Annotated in this window: 20 protein-coding genes; 1 reads left to right on the forward strand and 19 read right to left on the reverse strand. The window is 23.1% G+C overall.

The window, feature by feature from the left end; all coding sequences use genetic code 11:
- Positions 1–21: 21 nt before the first annotated feature.
- From cas3 to ACA135_RS05870, 12 genes are all read right to left on the reverse strand, one after another.
- The gene (gene cas3 / locus ACA135_RS05815; protein WP_409197821.1) at positions 22–2,841 is read right to left on the reverse strand and encodes a CRISPR-associated helicase Cas3'; all 2,820 of its coding nucleotides are present in this window, start codon (positions 2,839–2,841) and stop codon (positions 22–24) included.
- Positions 2,823–3,668 (reverse strand): CRISPR-associated protein Cas5, encoded by an 846-nt coding sequence (cas5, locus tag ACA135_RS05820; protein ID WP_409197822.1) that lies wholly within the window; start codon positions 3,666–3,668, stop codon positions 2,823–2,825. The genes cas3 and cas5 overlap by 19 nt, the downstream gene beginning before the upstream one ends.
- Positions 3,669–3,699: 31 nt before the next feature.
- Positions 3,700–4,632 carry a type I CRISPR-associated protein Cas7 gene (locus ACA135_RS05825; protein ID WP_409197823.1) on the reverse strand — a complete coding sequence of 311 codons (933 nt, stop codon included), beginning with the start codon at positions 4,630–4,632 and terminating at the stop codon, positions 3,700–3,702.
- Between the two features lies 1 nt (position 4,633).
- A complete protein-coding gene (locus tag ACA135_RS05830; RefSeq protein WP_409197824.1) occupies positions 4,634–6,631 on the reverse strand; it encodes a hypothetical protein in 1,998 nt (665 codons plus the stop codon).
- A gap of 3 nt (positions 6,632–6,634) precedes the next feature.
- Entirely contained in the window at positions 6,635–7,375 is a 741-nt protein-coding gene (cas6, locus tag ACA135_RS05835) for a CRISPR-associated endoribonuclease Cas6 (RefSeq protein WP_409197825.1), read from the reverse strand.
- 66 nt (positions 7,376–7,441) lie between these two features.
- Entirely contained in the window at positions 7,442–7,600 is a 159-nt protein-coding gene (locus tag ACA135_RS05840) for a toxin-antitoxin system HicB family antitoxin (protein WP_409197826.1), read from the reverse strand.
- A gap of 491 nt (positions 7,601–8,091) precedes the next feature.
- On the reverse strand, positions 8,092–8,361 hold the full coding sequence (locus ACA135_RS05845; protein ID WP_409197827.1) for an STAS-like domain-containing protein: 270 nt from the start codon (positions 8,359–8,361) through the stop codon (positions 8,092–8,094).
- Between the two features lie 929 nt (positions 8,362–9,290).
- The gene (locus tag ACA135_RS05850; protein ID WP_409197828.1) at positions 9,291–9,845 is read right to left on the reverse strand and encodes a hypothetical protein; all 555 of its coding nucleotides are present in this window, start codon (positions 9,843–9,845) and stop codon (positions 9,291–9,293) included.
- Between the two features lie 156 nt (positions 9,846–10,001).
- Positions 10,002–11,864, reverse strand: a complete 1,863-nt coding sequence (locus ACA135_RS05855) for a hypothetical protein (protein WP_409197829.1) — start codon at positions 11,862–11,864, stop codon at positions 10,002–10,004.
- A gap of 47 nt (positions 11,865–11,911) precedes the next feature.
- Positions 11,912–12,505: a P-loop NTPase fold protein gene (locus ACA135_RS05860; RefSeq protein WP_409197830.1), complete on the reverse strand. Its 594-nt coding sequence runs from the start codon at positions 12,503–12,505 to the stop codon at positions 11,912–11,914.
- 74 nt (positions 12,506–12,579) lie between these two features.
- Positions 12,580–14,856 (reverse strand): hypothetical protein, encoded by a 2,277-nt coding sequence (locus tag ACA135_RS05865; RefSeq protein WP_409197831.1) that lies wholly within the window; start codon positions 14,854–14,856, stop codon positions 12,580–12,582.
- Positions 14,857–14,915: 59 nt separating this feature from the next.
- On the reverse strand, positions 14,916–15,128 hold the full coding sequence (locus ACA135_RS05870; protein ID WP_409197832.1) for a KTSC domain-containing protein: 213 nt from the start codon (positions 15,126–15,128) through the stop codon (positions 14,916–14,918).
- A 542-nt stretch (positions 15,129–15,670) separates the two neighbouring features.
- Between ACA135_RS05870 and ACA135_RS05875 the strand changes: the two genes are divergently transcribed.
- Positions 15,671–16,510, forward strand: coding sequence for an AbiJ-NTD4 domain-containing protein (locus ACA135_RS05875; protein ID WP_409197833.1), 840 nt, complete (start codon positions 15,671–15,673; stop codon positions 16,508–16,510).
- A 289-nt stretch (positions 16,511–16,799) separates the two neighbouring features.
- Here the strand turns inward: ACA135_RS05875 and ACA135_RS05880 are convergent, their stop codons facing one another.
- The 7 genes from ACA135_RS05880 to glmS all read right to left on the reverse strand — a co-directional run bounded on the left by ACA135_RS05880 (position 16,800) and on the right by glmS (position 24,125).
- Positions 16,800–17,162, reverse strand: a complete 363-nt coding sequence (locus tag ACA135_RS05880) for a hypothetical protein (RefSeq protein WP_409197834.1) — start codon at positions 17,160–17,162, stop codon at positions 16,800–16,802.
- A gap of 32 nt (positions 17,163–17,194) precedes the next feature.
- Positions 17,195–18,190, reverse strand: a complete 996-nt coding sequence (gene galE / locus ACA135_RS05885; RefSeq protein ID WP_409197835.1) for a UDP-glucose 4-epimerase GalE — start codon at positions 18,188–18,190, stop codon at positions 17,195–17,197.
- A 14-nt stretch (positions 18,191–18,204) separates the two neighbouring features.
- Positions 18,205–19,305, reverse strand: a complete 1,101-nt coding sequence (gene glf, locus ACA135_RS05890; RefSeq protein WP_409197836.1) for a UDP-galactopyranose mutase — start codon at positions 19,303–19,305, stop codon at positions 18,205–18,207.
- 33 nt (positions 19,306–19,338) lie between these two features.
- A complete protein-coding gene (locus tag ACA135_RS05895) occupies positions 19,339–20,130 on the reverse strand; it encodes a DUF4422 domain-containing protein (protein ID WP_409197837.1) in 792 nt (263 codons plus the stop codon).
- Between the two features lie 61 nt (positions 20,131–20,191).
- Positions 20,192–21,241 (reverse strand): glycosyltransferase family 2 protein, encoded by a 1,050-nt coding sequence (locus ACA135_RS05900; protein WP_409197838.1) that lies wholly within the window; start codon positions 21,239–21,241, stop codon positions 20,192–20,194.
- Between the two features lie 48 nt (positions 21,242–21,289).
- The gene (locus ACA135_RS05905; protein ID WP_409199095.1) at positions 21,290–22,321 is read right to left on the reverse strand and encodes a glycosyltransferase family 2 protein; all 1,032 of its coding nucleotides are present in this window, start codon (positions 22,319–22,321) and stop codon (positions 21,290–21,292) included.
- A gap of 25 nt (positions 22,322–22,346) precedes the next feature.
- A complete protein-coding gene (gene glmS / locus ACA135_RS05910) occupies positions 22,347–24,125 on the reverse strand; it encodes a glutamine--fructose-6-phosphate transaminase (isomerizing) (protein ID WP_409197839.1) in 1,779 nt (592 codons plus the stop codon).
- Positions 24,126–24,152: the final 27 nt, after the last annotated feature.

Genomic DNA, 24,152 nt, shown 5'->3' on the forward strand with positions numbered 1-24,152 from the left:
TTCTTATAGTTTTACGTGAATTTAAAAAAAGTTAGTTGATATCGGTTCATAATTAAAACCTTTATTTAAGGAGTATAAATCATTTTCAGTATCCCCTATCATGTTTTTAGGTATAATATAAAAGTAGGAAAAGTGATTTAAGTCATCTTCAACTTCACTTTTCAATTCTTCATTGCTTAAGCTTATATTGAAAATAAACTTGTTTAAAATTGATGAAAATTCTTTTTTCAATATTTTATATTTAAGATAATCCTCATTTTCTAATCTTTCTAGTTGCTTTTTATAAAATTCTAATATTTTTTCCCCATCTATACAGTTTTTTATAATGAAATCTTGATCTTTTTCCTTAAGATATTTAATTTCAGAATAAGTGAATAAAAAATGTTCTTTTTCTTTTTTATACAAGTCTTGAATTTCATTTAAATTCATAGTTTCTATAGTTTTAGTTAATTCTAAACCATAAGTTATTGGTAATTCTGTTTCTACAAAAATTGAATATTGACTTAGTGAATCATCTATAATTTGTATTCCTGTTTTTTTATCCATTAATTTTGAATATTGTAACTGATTCCAGTTTATTATATTTTCACGATCAGTTAATATGAATTTATCCTCATTAGAATCATTTAATTTATTAATATCTTTTGATACATGTTTATAATAGTTGATTATGTCATTATAATTGTAGTTCTGGTTTTTTATAATGTTTTTAGTTTCTTTTATACGTGTACTTTTCTCTTTATCATCATAAATGTATTCATAATAGGATTTATTATGTGAATCTTGGATATTGGTTAAGTAAATGTTTCCTTTCTGATTATAATTATCATATTTTTTGTATAATTCCCCATTACGATTACATCTTCCCCTTACTTGTTCTATAGAGTCTAAGGTTGCGAAATCTCTAAAAACAAAATCAAAACTAACATCTACTCCTGCTTCAATACTTTGAGTACTTACAAGAATATAATTAGAATCATCATCTTTTTGAGAATTATTTATTTTTCCAATAATTTTTGATTTAGTTTGACTAAGTAGACTACTGTTTAAAAGATCTATACTGAAATTTAAATCTTCACAATATTTTGATAATTTTTCATATATTAATCTGGATGTTTTAATTGTGTTTAAAACTATTAAACCTTTATTATAACCTTTATTGAAATTTTCTTTAATTTTAGTAATATAATATTTAATGAAATCTTCATTTTCTATGTTTAAAATTTGAAAATCTTGAATTTGTGTCCTATTAAAAAGGGAATGGTTAAAATAGAAACTAGGATTTTCTATTAAATTATAGGTAGAATAAGAAATCTTAGATGATTTATCTAATTTTAAATCATTAAATTCAGGTAATGTAGCACTCATTATAATAAAATAAGTATTATAGTTTAAGGCTAATTCATTAATAAGGTAATATAAACTATTCCAATGTTTAAGTGGTAAAGATTGTATCTCATCAAGGATAATAACTGAATTACTTAAACTATTTAACATATATTTATTACTTTTATAACTATTTATAAGAGTATTAAATAAACTTACAAAAGTAGTACAAATTACAGGGTAATTGAAAAATTGGTCATTTAAAATAATCCTTGATTTATCTTCATCACTTTTACTTGTAAAAATGGTTTCAGTTGCTGAATAAATCTTCCTAATTTCTGAATCATCTTCACTTAAACCATAATCATCACGTATTCTATCATAATTTTGTTCTATTATATTAATAAAAGGCATACTATAAATTATCCTATTAGCACTTGTCTTAGATATAATATCTATTGCAAGTTTCATTGAAGTGTTAGTTTTACCTCCACCTGTAGGCATCTTTAAAAAGAAAACCCTATTACTTGGCTTATTTTTTAATGATTTAGATAAATTAGTACTTGCTTCTTGTAACATTTCTAATCGTAAATCATTAATGTTTTCTACATGTTTTACAGGGTTTTCCCAATTTTTATTATAAGATACATTATAAAATGAGCTTTGCATTCGTTTTAAAAGTTTAGAATCAATATTATTAGTGAAGGTTTGAGAATTAAATTCTTTTAATGTTAAGTTCTCTTTAGAACTTGCAATAACATCACTTGTTATGAGTAATGAGTAAATGTAATTATAGAAAAATGAAACTGTTGAAGAATTTTTAAACTTATCACTAGTAAATATACTTGTATTATTTTTTTGGAAATCTTGCATATTTTTAACTGAAAAACTAGTATTTAATTCTTTACTAGATGCAATACCTAAATACATTAGCAATAAATTATAAGTTAATTCTGTATTTCCCTTTAAAGAATATGCAAATTCATTTTCAGAGTATACATCTTTTAATTTAGAGTGATGTCCATAAATTATATAACTTAAAAGGAGGATAAATGGTTTATTAACTTTATCAATATTAATATATTTTGATAAAAAAAGAATACTGCCTGTTAAAGAGTGATTAGGATCTAATTTTTTAACAAAAGCTAAATTCCAATATTTATTAATGAAATCTTCTTGTTCTTTATGAATAATTGGAATATTTTTATTTAATCTATTTAACTGGAAATTAAATGATAATTTCCCGTAATCATGGAAAAATACAAAATCATGTATAATTTCAGTAAAAGATTTAAAATCTAAATTAATAAAACCTTCATTTTGTAATGATTTATGGAAATTTAAAAGCACATCATTATTTATTAAGTTATTAAAAACAATAAGTGTTTTACTTAAGTGATCATTTAAAATTTCATCAGGATGAGCGTAAAATATGAATTTATCATTATTTAATTTAATACTTGATGATAATAGTTCATATTTTACATTCTCAATGCTCATATTAGGTTGATCCATTTATTTTCCCCAATTTTTGAAAGTTCAATTGTACATGAGTCTTTAAGTTCAAAGTGGTCAAAGTAACAATTTTCACCAGGTCCCACTCCATAAAAAGAGATTGTTGAGAATTTAAAATCTGTGAAATTCTCCCTTTTTATTGGATAATCTTTAATAATATATTCAAAATAACTTTGAAGGTTTCTCATACCATTATTAGATTGGAAACTAAAAACAATAGTTGCATCTTCCATATTTGATTTGTTAGTTACTAAATTTGTATTGTTAATCAGTTCCCTGTTTAATGATCCATGAATTTCAACAGGATTATTAAAGAAGTCATTAATATTATCTGTTGTGATGATTTGGGATTCATAAGGGATTATGTTTTTTAATTCATAATTTAAGGGGAATTCATTTCTACCCATATACAATGAGTAAATGGTTGTTTTATCTTTCAAACGTTCAATGAATATTTCTTCTTCCTTTTTTAAAGTATCTGGGAAACTTAAGTATAATTTATAGTAAGGATTTATTAGAACATCTTGATGAATGTTTATTATTGAATTAGATACATTATTGAAGGTTACTCTTTTACTTTTTAAATCAAATAATGGTTGAACACTAATTTTGATATCATATAAATCTTCAATTTCACATTTAATAGTATAATCATCAATAATTTCATAACTATTGTAATCTATCCCTAATACTGCACCTATCATTCCAATGATGCTGGTTTTTGGAGGGATAAGGTAAGTTAGTACACCTCCACTAGTTGCAAATCCTTTAGTGAAACATCCAAATCTACTCCAAATATCTAATTCTATGATATTTTGATATTTCATATAATTTTTCACCATCCCTCCCTAACATTTTTTATATTAAATCATTAGGGGTGAATTTGTTGATTTTACTATTATCTGGCACGTTTAATTGGATTTCATCTTCATCAAAGTAAATATCAATGTTTTCAATATATTCATCATATTTATTTAATTTTGATAAAAGTTTATCCATGTTTAATTCAATTTGCCCAATACCCATACCTCGGGTTTTCTTATTATTTATACTTACTAATTCTTTTAATTCACCAATACTTATTGCAGAAACCTTACCTTCAATATTTGATATGTTTTTAAATTTAATTAACATTAAAAATTTAGAATCAGTTTTTTTACTAGTACTTTTACGAAGGTTAGTTCCAAACCATAATGATTTCTTAAAAAGTTCTAAGTCTTCTTCACGTAAGAGATTTGGATAATTATTTGGATTAACAGATATATCATAGCTTATTATTGCATCATCAACAACATATTCAGATCCATTAGTTTTCTGTGTACCTGACTTTGTTGCAAATGGAGCCCCGATTTGTAAACGTTTAATTTCTGCATCATTTAAATCTATACCATAACTTAATTGTATAGGACCATAAATTTGTTTAGAATCTTTTTTGAAACTAAATGTTCCACCAAACATTCTAACATCCGGAGAACTTTTTAATAATTTTTCAAAATCATTACCAAAAATGTTTTTCATCACATCATCACGTGTTTGATATTTAGCATCCTCAAAATTAGCCCCATCAACCAATCGCGGATAAAAGAAAACAACATCCTCATTATTTTCAAGATTTTCCAAATTTTCTTTAATATATCTACGTATATTATATTTAATACATTTATCTGTAGTGAAAACTTTACCATCAAAGTTTCTGGGGCTGTTATCTATGAAATCACCATTAGGATTACCCATTACAGTTTCTGTTAAATAGATTCCTTGATAATAATTTTCTACTTTTTCTTCTACCATTTTATTCATCTCCTTTATAAACATATCCACTATTTAAAATATTAGTTGTGTAATATCCTGTGAAAAGTAATAATACATAATCTTCGTAATCAAAACCTGTTTCTTCATTAAAAATAGAATTTATATCCTTTTCAAACATACTAAATACATATTTACCTTTTTGACTCATTTGTCCTATATAAAAATTATTTTTTTGTAAAATTTCAGTTACGAAAATTTTCCGTATATTATTACGATTCACATTACTAATAAAATTATTAAAAATAGATTTTTTATCTTTAACTGATTTAGTGTTATCAATAAGCCGTATGAATTGACCTATTAAAAAGTATTTACATGCAGGATCAGTTTCAATTATTTTATCAATTTTTTCATAGTCATTTTTAAAATTAGATTTATCTTCTTTTTCTTGTCCAAAAATCTCTTTTAAAGAGATTATACTTTCATTATTTAACATTTTATCACCCATAAATTCTTTTTTTAACATAAAATAATAATTAAGTCTTTTAATAATAGGAAATTTCGCCTTCTCCCTTAAATTTTTCTCAAATTTTATTAAAGAAGTTAAAACAATATCATTTATCATTTTCTTATTTAATGCATCAGGATTTAATTCATAAATAAAATCAAAAATATTATTCATATAAGTAATAAAAACTGATGTAATATTTGAATCAAAACCTGAGAAAATACCGGATCCTCCAGTTATATCCTTTGTGAAAATTTGGTAAAAATGTATTAATTTAGGGAATTTATAACTTCCTTCACTATCCACATCATAGAAAAATTCTCGAAAAATTGGTTCTAATCCAAAATAATTTTGAATTTTATCCAATTTCCCCTTATACTGTTTAGGTACAGTTTCTTTAAATAAATAATTTAACTCACATTCATCATATAATTTTAAATCTTCAAATTTAACAAGAAATGCTTTATAATTTGTAATATACTTTTTAATACTCATTACAACATTTTCTTTTTGATATATCATTAAATCAAAATTAAAATCATTACTTTTATCAATTAAAAAACGATTTAATTTATCAAACTTATTAGTTTCAACATTAGCAATCTCTAAAAAACTTTTAAAACCTTCTTTATTTTTACTTTTAGGAATAACCATTAAATAATTATTACCCATAATATTTTTCAATTTACTGATTGCATAAACCATACTTGAATTACATTTCCTACATAAATGTAATTTAGAATTTAATAAATCCGCATGGTAATTAAAACTTGTTTCAGGCCGGAATGCAAAGCATTCTAAACTTGGATAAGTCACACCTTTAGATCCACAAATACTGCAAGTACCATAATCAAAATCAAGTATGCTTTTATCTCTTAAGATTAAGAATTTTGAGTAGTAATAAAAAAAGTCATTAATTAAATCATATTTATCCTCAAAAACACAAAGTAAATAAAAGTTACTTCTTTTTTCAAAACCTTCAGTCTTTTTAAAGTCTTGAACTTTCTCAGTTAAAACTTCTAAGTTATCTTGTAAAAATTGATAATATTTAGCTATTAAATTTTCCACTTCAGTTAATGTAACATTTTCAAAAAAATATTTTAAATTTCCATATTCCTTTGTATTAAAACTGCATTTATCTAAGTAGGATTCTTTATACTCTGGTATGATTTTATTTGCTACTTCAGTGAAGTCTTTACCATTAAGGTTCGCTTTTAAGCTTCTATCTATTTTTTTTTCTAATTTAGAATTAATATCTAATTTAATAAGAAATGGTGTGAATCCTAATAAATTACTATTTGATGGTATTATGCTACTTTGAGTTGTTGTATGATACAAATCCTTATTAAAAGCTGAATCTTTATAAAAATGTTTCTTGTACTCTTTCTTTTGTGTGATGTTTCCTAAATGAAACTCATTACCCCTATAGTTTATTTCAAAAATATAATCCGTATCCCGTATATTTTCCCCAAAACCATCAAGTTCTTCTTTTATTAACCAATTTCCAAATTCTACTAAGTCATTTATCATATGTTACCCCTCATTACCATTAATATTTAACATACCAAATCCTAGTGAACCCTTTTCACCTACCCCTACATTATATGCGAATTCTATTAATTTAGGGTCACCTTCTAATTTTAAATCCATAAAATAAGCCCTATGATACGTTATATCCTCACCTGTTTTTATACTTATTCGTCTACTTTTAACTTTACGCATTTTAGAGGAAAAATTAATTTCCTTACTTGTAGTTTCTAAATTATTAAATTCCAAATATTTACGAATTAAATTAGTTCTCAAATTACTGAAAAATTTATCACCAGGTTCTAAATCCCAAATCTTCAACTTACCATCAACTTCCCTTTTAGTTCTAACAAGAACTGGAGAAATAGTCTTAAAATCCATAGAATCACTTATAAAAGGTAAAGGTAATAATTCAATCCGATCAACATTAACATTTTGCCCATTAAAATTAACCACACTATCATCAACATAAGATTGAATCATAGTTTTAATAAGATAATCATTAGGTGAAGAAACAAAAAAATTAAAAACCCCATCACGAGAAATAATACCCTTTTTAGTTATTCTATGATTAGGAACCTGAATTTGACTAAAAGTAAAAAACTTAAAAGATTTACTAGAATGTAACTTACTAGCTAAATCCAAATCACTAATATTCTTATAAATAATACTAGAAAGAAGATAATTATAATTAAATGGTATGAAAAAATTCTTCCCCTCAGATTTTAATGTAATTTTAAACCTCATATAAAAATACCTTTACAAAAAAGAATATAATAAATCTTTCTATTTAATTCTAAAAATCTAATTAAATTACTTTTTATGATTTTCATTTTCAAAATATTCTTCAACTAATTTCAATACAAAATCTTGCATACTCAAATCTTGACGAATACAAGAAATATGAATTTGCTTTTTAAGCTCTTTTGGTACTCGAACATTAAGATTAACTAGTTCATTCTTTGGACTCATAACCTTTTACCTCAAAAAATAACATTTTTTTTATAATTATATATTATAATCAAAAAACTATTTAAATATTATTATCATTCAATTAATTTAATATTTTCAGAACACAAAAAAAATATTCTATTATATTATGGGAATTAAACAATATAATAAAAAAAATAAGAAAAAATAGTAATTATAATTATTTAATTTTTGTGAAAGTTATTAGTCCTAAAAATTAAAAAAATGGCTTTGTAAAAACCCAAAAAATATTATAAAATCACTTCTTAAAAAAATAATTTTTTTATAAAATAGAATAAGTATATACTTTTAAAAAATTAAAACCTATAAAATTGACCAAAATATATTTTTTAATAAAAAAATTTCTTTAAATAGTAATTTAAACATTTAAAGAACATTTTGATTATAAATTTAAGGACTTTTAGCCCAACTCTCAAATACTAAAAAAAATATGTAGGATAAAAAAATTTAGAAATAAATAGAATTAGTAATGTTTAAACTTTAACTGCATCTGTTTTCACAAGATTAAACATTTCTTGAACATTATCAGAAATGTTTTCTTCAGTTACAGGTATATTTAATAATTTTTTTCGTGAAACATATTCTTGAGCAAATGATCTACTCATGAACTTAACATTTTTAAAATCCATTACAATTTTTTCATAATCTTTATTTTCTAATTGTTTAAATAAATTTTCAGCATTTAATCTTATACCTAAATTAGAGGTAAATAAATCTGCTAAGTATATTTTTTTAATATTCAATTTTTTCATACCTCCCCAATACACATTTTTTTAATGAATTTTAATTAAATTAAATTTAATAAATTGATAAAATAATTTTATTTATTCATATAATTATAATTCTATTTTCATAAAAGTTTTGAATATAAATAAAAATAATCATTAACTTTTTTTTACCTAATTTAATTATTCTAAATGTTATAGATAATGTTTTACTTTTTACTTAATTTTAAGGGACTTTTCTCTTAAATGTTACATTTTTATAGAAAAACACTTTTTTTTCGTGTTCATAATGTTACATATATAACTATGAATTTATCATACTATTTATTATATAATATATTAATATTAAATAAATTTTAATATTTTATATTAATTTGTATAAATGTTACATTGTTACCTTTTTCTGAAGAGGGTGCCCCCCTATATAATAATATAATATAATTTACAAAAAAAATTTTCCATATAAGGGGGGGGTCTTATTTAAAATTTAAGTAACTTTTAAAAAAATATTAATATAAAGGCTCCGTTTTAAAATCTAAGAATTTTAAGCTTAGCTAAGCGTTACTTTTTTTAAGGTAACTTTCAGGTAACATTATTAAAAATGTAACATTTTTTATCATATTTTTAAATATTTAAAGAATCTTTAAACTCTGTTTAATCCATTTAATAGGTTAAATCTTTGATTTATGAGTTTATAGAGAAATAATAATTTAATACACAGTAAACTGTTTCAATATATTTGATTAACTCAGTATTATTAGTTTTCATTTAGTATTTTTATTTAAGAATTATACAATTTAGTTCTGCTCCCATATTCTTTTTATGTTTTTCACTTTTAAAAAAAAAACATTAAACCTATTTTTTAGATTATTTGTTTAAGTAAAAATATTTTTTTACAACATTATGTTGAAATTTCCCAATAAAACAAAATCTAAAGATTCTAAGTCTTATACTTCTTCTAAGTATGTGTTTCTTAAAACATTAGCTACTCTTACACATGTTTTTTTATAATCTGGATTAATATTAACATAATTAGTATAATAGTTTTCTTGAAAATCTAAAAATTTAGATTCAAACACCTCATAAATATTTTTAAAATTTTCCAAGTTATTATCTTTAAAATATTCTTTTTTATAAATAAAAACTTCTTTTAAATCTTTTAAAATAATATTAACTAACTTTAAAGCATTTAAATTAACATTATTAACATCACTTAGAATATAATTTAAAATATTATGGATCTCTAAATAATTACTAAATTCATCTTCAAGCACATAAGTTTCTTCAATATGATTTAATAAAGCTTCAGAATTCAATAAGATTCTTTTAACTAAAAATTCTTTATAATTTAAAACTTGAAATTTTTTAGGGATAATAATAAAAGATGAAGCATCATCTAAATTATCAACAAATGAAGGTTTTTGAAAAAATTTAATAAACTTATTAGAATCAATTATAAGATTATTTAATAAATTACTCTCCCGAATTTCTTGAACACACATACCCCCCTATAATAACACCTTCATAAAAAAAATAGAACATTTATTTTAATATTATATTGTTAAAAAAAACTTATATAAATTTTGGGTTTAAGAAATCAAAAAAAATTTCCGTGAATATTAAAATAAAGGAAAATCTAAATTAAAAAGATAATTAATTTAAATTATGCCAATTTTTATTTTTAAAGTATGACTTAATGATTCTAAATAATCAACATAATCCCAATTTTTTTCAGAGTCTAAAGCTTCCACATTATATTTTATATTTTCAATAAATTTTAAATCATTTTGTAAATTTGTTAATTCATTCCCATATCGAACTTTTTGTCTAAAATTAATTTTTTTAAAAGATTCTATTTTAGGCTGATTTTTTATATATTGATTTAAAAATTTCCAAAAATTCTCTTTAAAAAGATTTACTGCCATATTCAATATAGAAACCATATACTTATCATTGTCATGAAACTTTTCAATATATGAACATATAAATCGCTCAATTTTTTCTTTTTGTAAATCATTTTCATATTCAAATAATATATTTATAGGATTTTTATCTAAATATGAATAATTTTGATCATTTATTAAATTTACAGATTTTAAAATAATGTTTTCAATTCCATTTATATCCCATATAAAAGACATACCTTTCGCACGATTTAAAAATTTAATTTCATTATTATCAATTTTTCTTTTAATATATTCTATTAAAAAATTTTTATCATTACATAAAAAAATTTTCATATCTTTAATATCAAAAAGTTGATTTTTACTTTCTAAAAAAAAGATTTCCTTTAAAATCTTAATATCACATTTATTTTTAAAAAAATATTCTTGATATCTTTTACAAAACTTATCACAAACGTTTATTCTTTCAGAATTTTTTTGAATACATATGTCTGTTATATAAGTTATTATATTAGTATGACTATAAAAATCATTATTAAACTCATCCTTATTACTTTGAAATGTGTCTTCAAAATTTGTATAATTTTCTAAGTTATTTAAATAAAAAATATCCGCCCTTTTAACAAAAATAATAAAAAGTTTTAATGATTCTAAATTAATTAAATTCTTATTTAAAATCCCAAATAAAATTTGTAAATATAAATATTGATTTTTATTATTATAATTTATAAAAAAGTTATATAATTTTTTTATATCAATTGAATCTTTATTTAATAAAAATTTTAAAATTTGTTTAATTGTAGATCCATTCAATTCAAACAACAGATTATTAGAATAATAATATTTAAATGATGAACAAAGCAGATTGTTCTCACAAATACTTTTAAAAACATATTTTGGTATCAAAAAATTTAAGTCAATAAGTGTAGAAACAAAACTTATATCATTTAAAATTTGTTTAACATATATTAAATCTTTATTTTTTAAATCTTCACTTATACTTCTTTTATTTAATTTATTTAAATCTTCAATTTTTAAATAAGGATCATTACAGAAGTAAGTATTTAAAAATGACATTTTATCCGATTTAATAAATAAATCCATATTAACTATTTCAATTTTATATTTTTGTAACATTTCTAAATACTGTTTAATTAACACTAAATCTTCATATTTATTAGAATCAAATTTATCATTGAAAAATTCAAAGAAAAAATCTTTTTCATTTGCATAAGCAGTACCCATATCGTTATAATAAAAATTCGCATAACTTATATAATCTTTAATAAACTTCTTAATTTCCATTGAAAAATCATCATATAAATTAAATAATTTTTTTATACATTTGCATCTGAAAGTTAATAATGAATCAAAGCTTCTTAATTTGAATTTTTGAATAAACCAATTAACATTTTTACCAAAAACAAATTCATATTCCCATTTTAAAAATTTTGGGACATAATATACAAATAACTCAGATGAAATTGGCTTAAATTTATTTTCTTCTAAAAATTCTAAAAATTCTAAAAATGTAAATTGTAATTTTAAATCAGAATATAAATTAAAATTTTGAAATATGCAATTTTCATACAATGCATGGGATACTTCTAGTAACATTGAATGGTTTTTTAATACAATTGATTTACACAAATTTACTGATTGATTTATATAATTTTAAGTAATCTAAACATTTCTGATATTTCTTCTTTAGTTAATCTATCAATGTCATCGATTATGCATAATACTTTATGATTTACAAGTTCTTCATTGATACTGTTTTTTAATTGGTTTAAAGTTTTCTCTTCAGAATTTTTAGGAGCAAATTCTTCAAAAACATTTTTTAAACTATTACTAAAAGAACCTAATGTTTCTGAAATAATAGTTTTTGTTAAGGATAATTTATCTAATTTTAAGGAATACTTTCTTAATTCATCTTTTAAATCATCACCGGTAATGCTATTTATTAAATCTTCAAAAAATAAGTGTATTAATTGGTTATATGATGAATAAAGCCATGGATGGAAATTAACAATTTCAATTTCTGAATTTATTTCTTTTAAATGTTTTTGTGTAAGGTTTAATACTGAGGTTTTTCCATCACCCCATTCACCCATTAAACCAATAACTAAACACTCATTAACTTCACCTTGATTGTAATGATTATTAATATTTTTAGCTAGATTTTCTGCAAAATTATTTCTATTTAAACCTTCTTGATCTTCTTTAACGGTGGTAATTGGAGCATCTAAATCAAACATTATATTACCCCTTTCATATTTATGTTTGTTGTTTTTCTATTTTTTTGAGAATCATAATCCTTAAAAATTTTCAATTAATGAGTATTTTCACTTAATTTTTTTATATCTTCATATAAAGTTTTTAAATGTTTATCTCCCATATCTATGAGCGGTTCATACATGAAAGAATTTATATGTATATTTTCAGGTGTCATCAAATTGACTCTTTCTAATATTTTAGATTCAGGTGTGTCTTTCCCATATTTTTTGGTGTATATATCATATAATTGTGTTGTTTGATTAGTAGTTATATTTTCACTTTTTAAAGATAGTTTGCTTAACATAAATTTATCTGCTAATAATCGTATAGCCATTGACATCACGATTTTGTTTTCTAAATTTATTTCTTTGATTTTTTTTCCAGAAAGTTCGTCTGCTTGTTTAAAAATTAAATTATAAATTGTTCCATTATATGGTTTATTATCAATTTTAATTTTTTCTTTATTTATTCTAAATTTTTTAAAAACATCTGTAAAGTCATTTAGAGTTAAATTTTTTCCATCATCTTTATAATGTAAAATTTTAGTTAAATTTACATAAACTTCTTTATAATTTAAATTATCATCAGAATCTTCTAATAATTCTGTTAAATTACGTATAAATGGTATTATAGCTATTAAAGCATTAACGGACCCTGATTCTATTTTATTTTTTAAAGCTTTAAAAATATTTTTAGTATTTTGTTCAATGTTGAAAGATTTAATATTTATTTGGTATTCTTCTTTTACTGCATAATATGTATTTTCAGTACAAATATTAAGTCTAGATTTTAAGGTTCTATAAAAATCAAAATTATGTGTTAATATTATCATAGGGAATTTATCATCATTTGATAATTCTTTTAAATATTGAATTATTGCATATTTATTTTCATAATCAAATGAGTCTGCAATATCATCTAAAATTAAAATAGTATCTTCATCAACTTTTTTTCTTAATTCAATTTCATATAAAACGTTTAATAAATATAATGCTCTTTTTTGCCCTTCACTATAAAATTTTTTTAATTCTTCCCAAGTTATAGATTTACCTGGATAGTCTTTAGATTTAAACTTAAATGTAGGTACTTTATCATTTAAAATTACATTATTTTTATTTGTTAATTCTAATTCAAAATCTAAGAAAAATCTTTTATTAAATAAATCAGTTACATTTCCCCATTCTGTATTTTCCTTATTTGATTGTTTTCTTATTTTTTCTAAATCTGGAGCTTTTTCATTATATAAATCAATTAATTCATAATATGAATCTTTTTCTTGATTTAATATTGATAACCAATATTCTTTTTTTAATTGTAGAAAACTTTCTTCATGTAATCTTTTAATAAAAAATGGGTTATCTGATAAAAATTTTTTAAACTCAATTAAATCTTTATTTTTACTAAGTTTTTTATCAATATCATTAAATTTGTTTTTTAATTCTTCATTATTAAAAATTTTATCATTTTCTTTTTCTATTAAATTTTTTAATTCTTTTAAATTAGAAACAGGAGTTCCAATCCGATTAAATTTGATTTTGTGTTTTGCATTGAATAAATTATTTTTTTTAATAGAATTCATTAAATTTTTAAGCTGTGTATTATTAAATTTATCTTTAATATAAATAGGAGATTTATCTAATAATTTATCCAAACTTTTAATATACTCATCAATACTTTCTTTTACTAATTCATCATTTAAAGCATCTTGAACATTTTTCCCAAATAAAAGATCATATTTTATATTAACATCCATATCCTTATTATCTTTCAAATCATCTTCAATACTTAATAAAATTTTTAAAATATTATCTTCATTTTTGAAAACATTTTGAAATTCTTTTTCAATAATATCTTCAACATTATTATTTTTAGGCACTTTAATTTTAGAAAGATTTTTTAATAATTTTATAAGATTGTCTTTTTTTACAATTATTTCTTTAGTTATCTTATCAAATTGATCTCTACATTTTTTATTAACAATTAAATCATTATATTCCGTTAAATCATAATCTTCTTTTAATGATTCAATTACCAAAAAATATTTTTTAAAATCCTCAGAACTATATAATGGAACTTTTTCATTATTTAACTCTAAACTAACTTTATAAACAGGGTCCAGATCACACCAATTATTTTTAGGACAACCATCAGCACATAAATCTCTAAATGTATTAGTAAAAGAAGTCTTCATAGTCCCATTAGGAGCATAAATTAAAATAGTATTATAATTTACATCCTTTTCTTGATTTTGATAATGTTTACTGAAATAAAAATTATCAGATAAATATTTAATCCCATGACAATTTTTAAAACAAAAATCCAATGATTTCATAATTCTCTTGACACACCTTTTAAATTATTTAATAAAAAAAATAAAAAAAATAAAAAAATTTAATTTAATTTAATATATTCATAAAAACCTTCTATATATCTATGAAAGTATTTTCCTTTAGAGGATGCATTCATTAATCTTTGGTAAATATATCCTGGAACATTTTTATATTGGTAAATACCGCCACTATTGAAAGCTATTTCTAAGATTTTTAAATTTTCATCATAACCAACAGACGCTAAATCTGAGGAAGATACTGGTGTTCTTATCAAAATATCACCTCCTAAAAATTTTTATAGGCGAAAAAAAATTTGTTAGTGATAAAGGATTTATAAAAAAATTAATTTTTTTAGAGTTATGGTGGCTTTGAATTAATTTTTTAAAATAAAAGATTTATCCTAAAAAAACTTATTTCTACTATTATTATATGGTTACACATATTTAATTCTTTCGGTTATTATTATACTTAGTACTCTTATAACTTATATTTTCATCAACCATGAAAATAAATAAAATGATAATCATAAAATAAATTATTAAATTTATAAGTAATATGTATACTCAATACAATAAATATATAAATAATGAAATAGTGTGTATACATAATTAATTATACAACCCAGTAAATAACATATCAACATTACAACCCCCCACAAAAAATTAGGATAAAATTATAAAATTTTAAGAATTAAATGCGAAACCTAAAGTAAATATTTTAATCAATAATTAGCCCTATTAAAAAATTTCCAATAATTGAAATATTAAATAAAAAATTTATGAAATAAAATATATTATTAATTAAGAGGTAATGTTTATGATATTTTCTGAAAGATATAAATTAAAACCTGAACAAGCTTTTCAAAAAGAAAATATGAATCAATCTTTAAAAGTAAATATTTGGCATATAACTTATGAAAATTATTTTTTTAAACTAGATGAATATCAGCAAACAGCTAAAGAGTCCATAACTATTGAATTAATTTGGACAAAAATTTTTAAATTTGATATTAATAAAATACCAAATTACTATGATGCTTCAATAGCCAGAACTTTTCGAAAAACATTTTACCAATTAAAATGGTATGAAGTATATGATTTAATCGAAATCATCCTAAAATATGAAAACAACACAAAAAAGTATATAGAAGCTTTAAATAGAAGTTTTGAAGAGAATAATAATCTTTACAGAATTTTAAACAACAAAATAGTCCCTATAACAAATGATATTGAAATAAAATCAATAAAAGATAATTTTAAAAACCCTTATGATCCTGTAAAAAAACATATCCAGAAATCTTTAAATCATTTATCTAATAGAGAAAATCCCGATTATGCAAATAGTTATAAAGAGTCCATTAATGCTGTGGAATCCCTGTGTAATGTTATTTTAGTTGAAAAAGGTTATAAAAAAAAGAAGGTAAAAAATTACCCCCTAGGAAAATCTTTAAATATAATATTTAATTCTACAGAAAATGAATTCGATAAAAGTTTAAAAGCATGTTTTTCTACATTTTATGGGCATGCATCAAATTATAAAGGCATACGACATGGACAAGAAACTGAAGAAGAGGTAAGTTATGATGAAGCTAAAGTAACATTGATAATTTGTTCTGCTTTCATAAATTATTTACAAACATCAATTTTAGAAAATTAAATTATTATAAAACATATCTCTTAAGTTTAGGGTTATAGTTATAACTTATAGTTATAACTCTTTTCTATACAGGACCTTCGAAGGATTATAGTTTATTATATTATTATATTAAAATAATTTATACTATTAAGGAGTAATTGTATATGTATAATGTAAACGTAAACAAGTATTCTATTTACAATTCTTGTGTGGAAAATATTTAAATCTAAAAAAAAGATTATCATTAAATGAATATAATTAATTTAAACAAGAGCATGATGAAAACTAAAAAAAATAGTAAAAAAAAATTTTATAATTTATTATTAAAATCATCCACTTCTTTATTTAAATTACTAATATTTTCCTGTAAAACTTGCATATGAAAATCCTTCATAAAACTTGTTTGCTGCTTATTAGCCTTTTCAGGAACACTGAAAATTAAAACTTTTTCTTCTTCATCAAGAATAGTAGTGGTGCTTGAATAAATCATATCACCGGGGCGATACTTTAAAATCTCAACATCCCCTTGTATGGGTATGGTGTAGGTTCTAGTCTTATCCTCTACTTCCTCAAGTATTTCACCATATTTAATATGAGGCTTCTCCAATCTAGTATTCACTGTTTTTAAGTAATCTTTTAATAATTTAGTGTTTTGTGTTAAAATCTCAACCATAAAATCCTCCCCTTTCTTTTATTTTATTTTTTTTAGTCATTAAAGTAGTGATGATTTTTAAAATTTAATTTTAAATGCCAACGCCAAGCAGTATTAACAATATTAGTCAAACTACTATTAACCGGCCTCCAACCCAACTTTTCCCTAATCTTACTACTATCAGCAACAAGAATAGAAGGATCACCAGCCCTACGCTCACCAACTTCAACTTCAAACTTAATACCAGTAACACTCATACACTCCTCAATAACCTGCTTCACACTAAAACCAGTACCATGACCCAAGTTAAAAACATCACTACAACCCCCATCTTCGAGGTACTCATAAGCAAGTAGGTGTGCTTGTGCTAAATCCTCAACATGCACATAATCCCGGATGCATGTTCCATCAGGTGTTGGGTAATCTGTTCCGAAAATTGTTATATTATCCCGTTTACCAATAGCAGCATCCAAAATCAAAGGTATTAAATGGGTTTCTGGGTTGTGTTGTTCTCCAATTTCACAGTCAGGATCATCTCCAGAAGCATTAAAATATCTAAGTGAAACATAATGTAAACCATAATCCTCTGAACGTTTTTCTAATTCCTTTTCCACATGCACTTTAGATTCACCATAAGGGTTAATTGGTTTAAGTGGATGTGATTCTTTAATAGGAATACTTTCTGGTGTACCGTAAACCGCTGCAGTACTACTGAAAATAAATTTATTAACATCATATTCTTGCATTACATTTAATAAATTAACAGTATTTTCATAATTATTATGCATATACTTTTCAGGACACTTAACAGATTCACTTACACTTGTAAAAGCTGCAAAATGCATAACAGCACTAATATCATAAGTATTAAAAATATCCTCTAAACCTTCCCTATCTTCAAGGTCACATTTAACTAATTTACCCCACTTAACAGAAGACTCTTTACTTTCACAAAGATTATCCACAACAAGAGTATTATAACCCTTATTGTTTAATAGTTTATTTACATGGGAACCAATATATCCGGCCCCACCAGTTATTAAAATCATAAATAATAAATTCCCTAATTTAATTCTTTACTTACACATTTAAGTGCTTCATCAATAATTTGCCACATATCATAATATTTATAAGTGCCTAAACGACCACCAAAAATAATATTATTCTCCCTTTTACTTAAACTTTCATATCGTTTATATAATTCATTGTTTCTCTTATTATTTATAGGATAATATGGTTCCATACCTTTCTTCCATGCAACTGGATATTCATGAGTCACAACAGTTTTATTAGTTTTCGTGTTTTCAAAATGTTTATGCTCAATAATACGAGTAAAAGGCACCTTTGAACTTGTATAATTAATAACAGCATTACCCTGATAATTACTAGTATCCTTAATTTCTGATTCAAACTTCAAACTACGATACTCTAACTCACCATAACAATAATCATAAAACTCATCAATCATACCAGTAAAAACAAGTTTATCCGCAATGTTCATCCATTTATCCCTATCTTCAAAAAAATCAGTGTTTAATTTAACCTCAACACCTTCAAGCATCTTTTCAATAATTTGAGTATAACCACCAACAGGTATTCCTTGATAATTATCATTAAAATAATTATTATCAAAAGTAAAACGTACAGGTAAACGCTTAATAATAAAAGAAGGCAAATCCTTACAATCCTTACCCCATTGCTTCTCAGTATAACCCTTAACTAACTTCTCATAAATATCCTTACCAACTAAACTAATAGCTTGCTCCTCTAAATTACTTGGATTTTGAATATTACAGTCACGTTTTTGAGACTCAATCATACTCTTAGCTTCATCAGGAGTCATAACACCCCACATTTGATAAAAAGTATTCATATTAAAAGGCAAATTAAACAACTCACCCTCAAAATTAGCAACCGGTGAATTAGTATAACGATTAAAACAGGCAAACTGATTAATATAATCCCACACTTCCCTCTTATCTGTATGAAAAATATGAGCACCATACTTATGGACATTAACCCCCTCAACCGTTTCAGTAAAAACATTACCACCAATATGATCCCGCTTCTCAAGCACTAAACAAGCCTTACCTTGCTTACTCATCTCACAAGCAAAAACACTACCAAACAAACCAGAACCAACAATCAAATAATCATATTTCATATTATAACCTAAAAAAAATTTATTAAAGTTTTCTTAATTTTTATTTCTCAAGTAAGGATAATAAACATTTTTATATAAACTTCTTAAAAGCTTATTTTTTATAAAAAACATTCTCAATTTAATCTTAAAATCTGTACATCTTAAAGGAACTTCTTTAATTTTTAAATTATTATGAAAAATAAAAACATTAAACAAATATTCAGAAATAACACCTAAAACACGAGGCCTACTTGATAAATCATTATTTTCATACATTTTAAAAAGTATTGGAAAAATCCAATCACAATATTTGTCAATAATTTCCTTAGAAGATATAAACATGTTAAAATTTGATATAGGATAATATCCATGAAAAACATGATTAAATGATTCTACATACTCGGGAAAATCCTTTTTAATAATTTTATATGCTTCATCAAATAAATCATGAAATCCAAAATAAGTTTCATAATTTGTTCCTTTTAATGGTTCTGCACCATTACATAAAATTATATCATTGTTTTGAAGAATATTTAAAATATCCACTTTATTCAACAATCTTCCACCAAATTTTTTATTAACAAAATATCTTCTATAATGACACAACCCCACAATATCAGCATCTGAGTTTTTATTCAACCAATATAAACCAGTTAATTCAGAAAACTGAAAATTCATATAAGATATATTATCCCCTGAATCATCACTATAAAAACCATAGTTATCTTTACCATTACTTCCTATTAATAAAGGAATGTAAATTTCACTATTTTTAATATTTTTTTTAATGACATTAATTAATTTTTTATTATGAAAACAAACATAAATACTAATTTTTTTTACCAAAAATACCACCACATTTAAACAAGAAAAATTACATAAAGGATTTATAAATAAATTTTTATAATTAATAAATAGATTTCTTATTAATTTTTATTCTATAAATTTTTTTTAAAAATGAATTATTTTGTAAACTGAAAATTATTCTTGAATATAAAATTGCTTTTTTATATTTCTTTTTTAATATAGCATTATTTATCATATTAGCCCATTTTTGATTTAAATTTATAGAAACTCCAATATATTTTTCTAAATCAAAAATTTTATTCAAAATTTCTATTTTTTCATCATTAGATGATTGAAATTTAGCAAAATAACTAATTAAAACTAACATATATCCATTTGAGAGTAATTTTAATACATTTGCATTATCATTTTCATTAATTAAGTCTATAATTTTATAAAATCCTAAAATATAATTCAAAATCTTTTTTTTATCAACTGTTCTAGACATAGAATTAGTGTCTTCATCAGAAGTAGGAATTATATAATTATATCCATAAAAATCATTTAAATATAATGCTTTAGATATGTTAAACAAATAATCAATTATAAAATAAGCATCTTCAGGAAATCCTTTTTCCAAACAATGAATATTATTATTTATAATAACTTTCTTTTTAAATATTTTATTTACCATTGAAGTATCTTTAAAAGAATTATCATATTTTTTAGGATTACAAATTAATTCTTTATTATTCCCTACAAGGTTTACAGCATCTTGAGTTATACCATCAAAATAAATTTTAACACCACAAGATACTAAATCCACATTTTTTTGTACCATACTATTGTAAAGAATTTCACAAATATCTTTAGAATAAGTATCGCCACAATCAATAAACATTATATTATCCGAAGATGCTATTTTTACTCCCCTATTTCTAGGTTTACCTGGAGATCCAGAATTAATATTTAGATAAATAGGATTAATATTTTCATATTGAGTAGATAACTCTTTAATTAACATTTTAGAATTATCCGTAGAATTATCATCAACTATAATTAATTCAATATTTGAAAATCCAATAGTTTGGTTAATAATAGAATTAAATGTTTTCATTAAAGAAAATTCCTTATTATACACAGGCATGACAATACTAATTTTATAACTCATTTCTTTTATACTCCTAAAACATAAATTGGTAACATTTAAAAAAAAAACTTAATTTAATTTATTAATTACAATATTTCTAAAATTTGATAAAAATACTATAAAATTTGGAAATACTCCAAAAAGTTTATAACAAATATTAATAAACACATTAAAAAATAAAGAAACGGTAGTTAATCTAGTAAAAATTGAATAATTTTTATAATAACTTTTAGTTTTATTTAATAAAAATATTTGAGTTTTTTTATCTTCATGCAAATCAGTGCACAGAAACCATTTAGTCCAACCTAAGAGTAATTCTCCCTTAAAATTTAAAAATGGATTATCGTACTCTTCTAATAAATTAAAAATACTTAAAAAACCATTAGTCATATTAATAAGATTTTCCTTTTTAAAAGTTACAGAAATTGATTCTCCAAAATTTCTTACATTATATGCATAACCATAATAACTATTTAATATTATTATCCCTTTTGCAACTAAATAATATTTTACTGGAAAATAAATATCTTCATTTTGGGCATTTTCTGGGAAAAAAATATTATTTTCTAAAATTACTTGTTTCTTATAAATTTTATTCCATAATTGAGTAGTGAAACCTACACTGATAATTTTTGGAAAATCATTAATAGAATTAATTTTTATAAAATCAGAACAGCTGTCTAAGAAAGAATCTGGATTATTAATAATTCCATTTGAATTATAATTAAAACGTGAACTAACTATATCAACATTATTATTAATAATAGTATTATATAATTTCTCACACATTTCAGGATAATAAAAATCATCACTATCTAAAAACATTATATAATCTGCAGAAGCTATTTTTAATCCATTATTTCTAGGTAAACCTGCAGATCCACTATTTTCATTTAAAAAAATAGAAATAATATTATTATAATTATTTGATAAAACTTTCAACAAATCCTTAGTTCCATCACTCGAATTATCATCAACTAATATTAACTCAATATTATTAAAACCTAAACTTTGGTTAATTATAGAATTTACTGCAACCATTAAACAATTCACTACATTATATGTGGGAATAATTATACTAATTTTAGGTTTAATTTTAATCTCTCCTCAATTATAACCATTAATATTATTCTACAGTTACACATTTAGCTAAATTTTTAGGTTTATCCGGGTCTAAACCTCGCTCAATTGCAATATAATAAGATAATAATTGTAAAGGTATAATATAAACTAAAGGTGCAATTAAATCATCCACTTCATCATTTATTAAAAATAAATCATTTGCTTTACTGATTAATTTTTCATCATTAAAAGACCCTACAGCTATTACATCCGCTCCACGAGATTTAACCTCTTCTAAATTACTCATTGTTTTTCTATGATTTTCACCAGGAGGTAAAACCACTACAACAGGCACTCCTTGATCTATTAAAGCAAGAGGACCATGTTTTAATTCCCCAGCTGCATATCCTTCACCATGAATATAAGTGATTTCTTTTAATTTTAATGCTCCCTCTAAGGCTATAGGATAAGCATAACCACGACCTATAAAGAAAAAGTCTTGTGCATACTTATATTTTGATGCCATTTTTTCAATAATTTCACTATCTTTTAAAATATCCTCAAAATATTCAGGTACTTTCTGTAATCTTTCAAGTAAATTATCATCATGTGCTAAAAGAGCTGCAAATAAGTAAATACTTGTTAATTGACTTACATATGTTTTTGTTGCTGCAACACCAATTTCCGGGCCTGCTTGAGTATGTATCACATATTTTGCACGACGTGTTGCTGAACTTCCAGCAACATTTACTATTGCTAATGTTTTTGATGTTTCATTTGCAATATTCAATGCTTTAAGAGTATCTGCAGTTTCACCAGATTGAGAAATAAAAATTACTAAAGTTTCATCATTTAAAGTATTCTCAGAATATTTAAATTCAGACGCAAGTAATACATCTGTTGGTATTCCTGCAAGTGATTCCAATAAATATTTACCTGTTAAACTTGCATGGTAAGATGTTCCACAGGCTACAAAAACAATACGATTAATATCTGATAAATCATCTGTAATTTTTTTAATATTATCTTTTTCAGTTAATGTGTTTTTTATAGCTGTTCCTTCTTCATTGATTTCTTTAATCATAAAGTAATCATAACCCTCTTTTTCAGCCATTTCAGGAGTCCAATCAATAGTTTCCACAACCTTTTCTATTACTTGATCATGTTCATCTTTAATTGTCACCCCTTCAGTTGTAAGTGTAATTAACTCTCCTTGTTCAGGGAAAACGATATTATTTGCATATTTAAGTATTGCTGGTGAATCTGATGCTACAAAATAAGCATCTTCACCCATACCCACAATTAAAGGACTATCTTTTCTTGTTGCTACAACTTTATTTGGTTCATTTTTACTTATAGCTGCAATTGCATAAGCACCATGAATAATATTTATCACTTCTCTCATTGCAAATTCAAGATTTAAACCTTTTTTCATATATTTTTCAAGCAAATGTGGAATTACTTCTGTATCAGTATCTGATTTAAACACATGCCCCTCTTTTTCTAAATCTTCTTTAATATCTAAATAGTTTTCTATAATTCCATTATGAACTACTGCTACTGTTTGATTTTCATCAGTATGTGGATGTGAATTAATTTGATTAGGATCTCCATGTGTTGCCCAACGTACATGTGCAATACCACAATCACCTTCCATATCTGCAAGATTTAATTTCTTATCCACATCAATGATTTTTCCTGCATCTTTTTTAATGTTAATTTCATTGTTTTCTGTAGCTATTCCTACTGAATCATATCCCCTATACTCTAATTTACTTATACAATCAAGAAGTATAGGTGCTGCTTTTTTGTTTTTAAGTACACATCCAACAATTCCACACATTTTATCAATTATTCCCTTAATTTTTTT

The organism is Methanobrevibacter acididurans (assembly GCF_046197875.1).
Classification (GTDB): domain Archaea; phylum Methanobacteriota; class Methanobacteria; order Methanobacteriales; family Methanobacteriaceae; genus Methanobrevibacter_A; species Methanobrevibacter_A acididurans.

What these genes read in the sequence shown, in the direction of transcription:
- cas3 (WP_409197821.1), bottom strand. Translation starts at nt 2,841, where the DNA reads ATGGATCAACCTAATATGAGCATTGAGAATGTAAAATATGAACTATTA.
- cas5 (WP_409197822.1), bottom strand. Translation starts at nt 3,668, where the DNA reads ATGAAATATCAAAATATCATAGAATTAGATATTTGGAGTAGATTTGGA.
- ACA135_RS05825 (WP_409197823.1), bottom strand. Translation starts at nt 4,632, where the DNA reads ATGGTAGAAGAAAAAGTAGAAAATTATTATCAAGGAATCTATTTAACA.
- ACA135_RS05830 (WP_409197824.1), bottom strand. Translation starts at nt 6,631, where the DNA reads ATGATAAATGACTTAGTAGAATTTGGAAATTGGTTAATAAAAGAAGAA.
- cas6 (WP_409197825.1), bottom strand. Translation starts at nt 7,375, where the DNA reads ATGAGGTTTAAAATTACATTAAAATCTGAGGGGAAGAATTTTTTCATA.
- ACA135_RS05840 (WP_409197826.1), bottom strand. Translation starts at nt 7,600, where the DNA reads ATGAGTCCAAAGAATGAACTAGTTAATCTTAATGTTCGAGTACCAAAA.
- ACA135_RS05850 (WP_409197828.1), bottom strand. Translation starts at nt 9,845, where the DNA reads ATGTGTGTTCAAGAAATTCGGGAGAGTAATTTATTAAATAATCTTATA.
- ACA135_RS05855 (WP_409197829.1), bottom strand. Translation starts at nt 11,864, where the DNA reads ATGTTACTAGAAGTATCCCATGCATTGTATGAAAATTGCATATTTCAA.
- ACA135_RS05860 (WP_409197830.1), bottom strand. Translation starts at nt 12,505, where the DNA reads ATGTTTGATTTAGATGCTCCAATTACCACCGTTAAAGAAGATCAAGAA.
- ACA135_RS05865 (WP_409197831.1), bottom strand. Translation starts at nt 14,856, where the DNA reads ATGAAATCATTGGATTTTTGTTTTAAAAATTGTCATGGGATTAAATAT.
- ACA135_RS05875 (WP_409197833.1), top strand. Translation starts at nt 15,671, where the DNA reads ATGATATTTTCTGAAAGATATAAATTAAAACCTGAACAAGCTTTTCAA.
- ACA135_RS05880 (WP_409197834.1), bottom strand. Translation starts at nt 17,162, where the DNA reads ATGGTTGAGATTTTAACACAAAACACTAAATTATTAAAAGATTACTTA.
- galE (WP_409197835.1), bottom strand. Translation starts at nt 18,190, where the DNA reads ATGATTTTAATAACTGGTGGGGCCGGATATATTGGTTCCCATGTAAAT.
- glf (WP_409197836.1), bottom strand. Translation starts at nt 19,305, where the DNA reads ATGAAATATGATTATTTGATTGTTGGTTCTGGTTTGTTTGGTAGTGTT.
- ACA135_RS05900 (WP_409197838.1), bottom strand. Translation starts at nt 21,241, where the DNA reads ATGAGTTATAAAATTAGTATTGTCATGCCTGTGTATAATAAGGAATTT.
- glmS (WP_409197839.1), bottom strand. Translation starts at nt 24,125, where the DNA reads ATGTGTGGAATTGTTGGATGTGTACTTAAAAACAAAAAAGCAGCACCT.